Source organism: Monashia sp. HAY1-5C (assembly GCF_056755255.1).
In genome coordinates this window covers 1-4516 of sequence record NZ_JBPGXG010000216.1, presented here as the reverse complement: position 1 = coordinate 4516, position 4516 = coordinate 1, and the positions used below count along the sequence as shown (strand labels likewise).

Here is a 4516-nt window from a genome sequence, read left to right as displayed (position 1 = left end):
ACCCCGACGAGGTCACCTGCGAGAGCCGCGACACCGGCGGCCACGACCCCGTCGTGCTCCCCTACCGCGACGTGCCCCTCGGCGGTCCGCGGGCGATGCCGGTCCGCCGCAGCCTCCCCCAGCGTGAGCGCTCGCTCATCGGGGCCTGGTGCTTCGTCGACCACTACGGGCCCGACGACGTGTCGGCGACGGGAGGCATGGTCGTGCCGGGCCACCCGCACACCGGCCTGCAGACGGTGTCGTGGCTCTTCTCGGGTGAGGTCGAGCACCGCGACACCACCGGCGCGCACGCCTTCGTCCGCCCGGGCGAGCTCAACATCATGACGGCCGGCAACGGCATCGCCCACTCCGAGTACTCGACGCCGGCCACGACGACGCTGCACGGCGCGCAGCTGTGGGTGGCGCTGCCCGAGGCGAGCCGGTTCACGGCGCCCGGCTTCGAGCACTACGCGCCGGCGGCGACCGACGTCGACGGGTGCCGCGTCCTCGTGTTCCTCGGCACCCTGTTCGGGCAGACCTCACCGGTGACGATGCACTCGCCGCTCGTCGGCGCAGAGGTGACGCTGCCGGCAGGGCGCTCGCTCGAGGTCGACCTGGACGTGGCGTACGAGCACGGGTTCCTCTGCGACACAGGCACGCTCACGGTGCAGGGCGCGACGGCCAAGCCGGGCGAGATCGTCTTCGTGCCGGCCGGAGCCCAGCGCATGACGCTGACCGCGGGCGACGACGCCACGCGCCTGCTCGTCCTCGGCGGGACACCCTTCGGTGAGCAGATCGTCATGTGGTGGAACTTCATCGGCCGCAGCCACGACGAGGTCGTGGGCTTCCGCGAGCAGTGGCAGCGAGAGCGCGAGGCCGCTGCACGCGGCGAGGCGGCTGACGCGTCCGCCCGCTACGGCACCTTCCCCGACGCGTGGGACCACACGCTCCCCGCGCCCGGGCTGCCCAACCTGCGCCTGCGTTCCCGCGGCTGAGCGCAGGGTCCGGCCCGCGCCGTCGTCGAGTGGCTTTGCCACGTGCGGGCGGTCGGACGAGGATGGCGCCCATGCGCGCGACGACGATCCACGGCCCCGGCGACATCCGTCTGTCCGAGGTCGCCGACCCCACCATCGAGGCCCCGACCGACGCGATCGTGCGCGTCACGGCGGGCTGCATCTGCGGCTCCGACCTGTGGCCCTACCGCGGCGAGAACCCGATCCGCGTGGGCGCCACCATCGGTCACGAGGCCGTCGGCGTCGTCGAGGAGGTCGGCGCGCAGGTCCGGGAGGTCAGGCCCGGCGACTTCGTCGTCATCCCGTTCTGCCACTGCGACAACACCTGCCCGGACTGTCTCGCCGGTGTGCAGTCCGCGTGCCCGAACGCCGACGGCACCGCGAGCGGCCAGGCCGAGCTGACCCGCGTCACGCAGGCCGACGGCAGCCTCGTCAAGACCGACGGGATGCCCGACGAGAAGTACCTGCCCTCGCTGCTGGCGCTGTCCGACGTCATGGCCACCGGCTGGCACGCCGCCGTCGCCGCGAAGGTGACGCCCGGCTCCACGGTCGTCGTCGTCGGTGACGGCGCGGTCGGCCTCTGCGGCGTCATCGCCGCCCAGCAGCTCGGCGCCGAGCGGATCGTCGCGATGTCGCGGCACGAGCCGCGACAGGCCCTGGCCCGCGACTTCGGCGCGACGCACGTCGTGGCCGAGCGCGGCGAGGAGGCCGTCGCGGCGGTGAAGGACCTCACCGGCGGCGTCGGGGCCGACGCCGTGCTCGAGTGCGTCGGCACGCACCAGGCCATGGACACCGCCTTCGACGTCGCGCGGGCCGGGTCGACCGTCGGCTTCGTCGGCGTCCCGCACGGGGTCGAGCTGCCCGTGCGCCGGATGTTCTCCCGGAACATCGGGCTCGCCGGCGGCGTCGCCCCGGTGCGCCGCTACCTGCCGGACCTCCTGGACCGGGTGCTGTCCGGGCGCATCGACCCCGGCAAGGTCTTCGACCTGACGCTGCCGCTCGACGAGGTGGCCGAGGGCTACCGCGCCATGGACGAGCGACGCGCCGTCAAGGTGCTCCTGCAGCCGTGAGCCGCCTTCCCTGACGCGCTGCGCGCGGGCTCTCCCGCCTGACGCGGACGGCGCCTCGGGCCAAGGGGATTCACCGGACGATCCGGCCTCTCCATGCATCTGTCGCTTTGCTCCGGTTTGGCGCCGAATGGCGAGGTTCCTTTGCACTGACCCCTTTGGGCCAATAAAGTCGCAGTGATCCCGCCCGACAAACCGGTCCGGAGACAGTGAGGACCAGGATTGGCCCCCAGATTCGCGTCCGTCGATGACTACATCGCCTCCTATCCCGAGGAGACGCGAACTCAGCTCGCGAGGGTTCGTACGGCGGTGCGCACGGCGGTGCCCGACGCCAGCGAGAAGATCAGCTACGGCATGGCGACCTTCACCCTCGACGGCAAGCCGTTGCTGTACTTCGCCGGGTGGAAGAACCACGTCGGGGTCTACCCCGTCCCGAGCGGTGACGAGGCGTTCGAGGAGGCCATCCGGCCCTACCGTCGCGCCAAGGACACCGTGCGTTTTCCGATCACCCGTCCCGTGCCCCTCGACCTCGTCGCGACGATCGCCCGCCTGTGCGTCAGACGCCGCGCGGAGCGCGAGCAGGACGAGGACGAGATCCAGTCCGGTTGAGGGCGTGACGACGCCGGGCGACGGACGGACCGCGCCCGGCGAGGCGTATACCCCGGAGCGGGGCCGACGTACCGGAAAACCGACCAGTGGGTCTGTGACCCATGTCTCACTCCGCGGGCGGTATGCCGCCGGTAAAGCGGGAGCAACCGGTCGTTCAAGGGCACACCCGGCGCGTCACCGTTACCTCGGCGTGACATTGCCCGGTTGATTCGTCTACAGTTCCGGGAGTCCGGCCACCAGGCCGGACACGCGCGAGGTGGACCGCCTAGTCCTGTCACCGCCTCGTTCGTGACGACAAACCTTGTGACAGGAGCGGAGGAACCACGCGTTTCTCCGGGCGTCCGGCACCACGACTCCGGACGTCCTTGGGGTGAAGTACCCATCCGGGCCGCAGCTGGCACGGGAGGGCACCGGGCACCTTTCCGCCCGAACCCGACAGCTAACTTCGTAGGCGCGGAGAGGTACATGACGACTGAGAACACCCGCGGGCGCCACCGTGCGCCGGGACGACACAACCCCCTCAACGAACTCAAGCTTCTCGCCCGTGAGTCGGCCCAGCCGGCGATGAAGGGCGCCGCGATCGTCGCGGCAACCGGTGGCCTCGTCGCCACCTTCGCGAACCCGGCCAGCGCCGACGAGGCGAAGCCGGCCAACGGTGCGGTCGCCGCCCTCGGCAACGCTGCCGCCGTCGGCCCGGCGACCACTCCCGCCGTGGCTCCCGCGACGGCCCTGTCCAAGATCGGCTTCCAGCCCCAGGTGCAGCAGGCCGTCGCCCAGCGCACCGCCACGGCCAAGCCGACCGTCATCGAGGACCTCGTCGTCGAGAAGGCCCGCCAGGCCGCCGCGGAGCGCAAGGCCGCGGCCGAGCGCGCCTCGCGCGACGCGTCCCGCCGGTCCCTGACGACGAGCACGATCTCGACCAAGTCGACGAGCAACGCCTCGGTCCCGAGCGCCTCGTCCGGCATGCGCGCCTCGTCGAACTGGGCCACCCCGGGCCAGTGCACGTGGGGCGCTCTCAACAAGTGGTACCAGTCCGAGGGCTACTACCCCGGTGGCTGGACCGGCAACGCCATGGAGTGGGCCTCCGGCGCCGCCTCCGCCGGCTACACCGTGAGCGGCACGCCGCGCACGCGCTCCATCGTCGTCATGCAGCCCGGCGTCCACGGCTCCTCGAGCGTCGGCCACGTCGCCTGGGTCACGGCCGTCAACGGCAACGAGGTCACCATCATCGAGATGAACGCCCTCGCCGGCCCGTACAACTACAACACCCGCACCGTCACCGACATCTCGGGGATGCAGTACATCTACGCACCGTGACCTGACCGGTGCGCCCGCGGGATGAGGGCGGGGACGACCACGTGTCGTCCCCGCCCTCATTGCATGCCGGGGCGTGCGGGGCCGGAGGCCGAGGGTGCCTGACGGGACCCGGGGCCGGCCGTGGCTTTCAGCGCGGCTCGGGGGGCGGCTCGGGGCCCGCGTGCGGCTCGCCGAGGAGCCGCTGCACCCATGCGACGTCGTGCCACGCGCCGTGCTTCCAGCCCACCCGCCGGAAGGTGCCCACCGGCTCGAACCCCAGCGACGCGTGGAGCCGGTTGCTCGCCTCGTTGGGCTGGGCGATGCCGGCGGCCGCCATCCGGTAGCCGCGCGCGGTGAGCCGCTCGAGCAGCGCCAGGTAGAGCGCCCGCCCGCCGCCGCGCCCCCGCCGCTCCAGGTCGAGGTAGACGGAGACCTCGCAGGCCCAGCGGTAGGCCGGGCGCGTCTTGAACGGACCGGCGTACGCGTAGCCGAGGATCCGTCCCGCCTCCTCGAGGACGAGCCAGGCGTGCGTGGCGCGGGCGGCCTCGATGC

General features: G+C 72.3%; 5 protein-coding genes and 1 riboswitch. Of the genes, 4 read left to right on the top strand and 1 reads right to left on the bottom strand.

Annotation, left to right across the window (positions count from 1 at the left end; genetic code table 11):
* The 4 genes from ACR9ZK_RS20825 to ACR9ZK_RS20810 form a co-directional block, all read left to right on the top strand.
* Window positions 1-974, top strand: a 974-nt coding sequence (locus ACR9ZK_RS20825; protein WP_481343875.1) for a pirin family protein, incomplete at its 5' end; no start/stop codon positions are given.
* 71 nt (window positions 975-1045) lie between these two features.
* Window positions 1046-2062, top strand: coding sequence for a zinc-dependent alcohol dehydrogenase family protein (locus tag ACR9ZK_RS20820; RefSeq protein WP_481343874.1), 1017 nt, complete (start codon window positions 1046-1048; stop codon window positions 2060-2062).
* A gap of 219 nt (window positions 2063-2281) precedes the next feature.
* The gene (locus tag ACR9ZK_RS20815; protein WP_481343873.1) at window positions 2282-2668 is read left to right on the top strand and encodes an iron chaperone; all 387 of its coding nucleotides are present in this window, start codon (window positions 2282-2284) and stop codon (window positions 2666-2668) included.
* A gap of 282 nt (window positions 2669-2950) precedes the next feature.
* A riboswitch (cyclic di-AMP (ydaO/yuaA leader) is annotated at window positions 2951-3134 on the top strand.
* Window positions 3134-3985 (top strand): CHAP domain-containing protein, encoded by an 852-nt coding sequence (locus tag ACR9ZK_RS20810; protein ID WP_481343872.1) that lies wholly within the window; start codon window positions 3134-3136, stop codon window positions 3983-3985. It overlaps the preceding riboswitch by 1 nt.
* A gap of 127 nt (window positions 3986-4112) precedes the next feature.
* On the opposite strand, the gene ACR9ZK_RS20805 is transcribed toward ACR9ZK_RS20810, so the two are convergent.
* A partial coding sequence (locus ACR9ZK_RS20805) for an N-acetyltransferase family protein (RefSeq protein ID WP_481343871.1) occupies window positions 4113-4516 on the bottom strand: 404 nt, incomplete at its 5' end.

Coding starts and splice junctions, on each gene's coding strand:
- ACR9ZK_RS20820 (WP_481343874.1), top strand. CDS start 1,046: ATGCGCGCGACGACGATCCACGGCCCCGGCGACATCCGTCTGTCCGAG.
- ACR9ZK_RS20810 (WP_481343872.1), top strand. CDS start 3,134: ATGACGACTGAGAACACCCGCGGGCGCCACCGTGCGCCGGGACGACAC.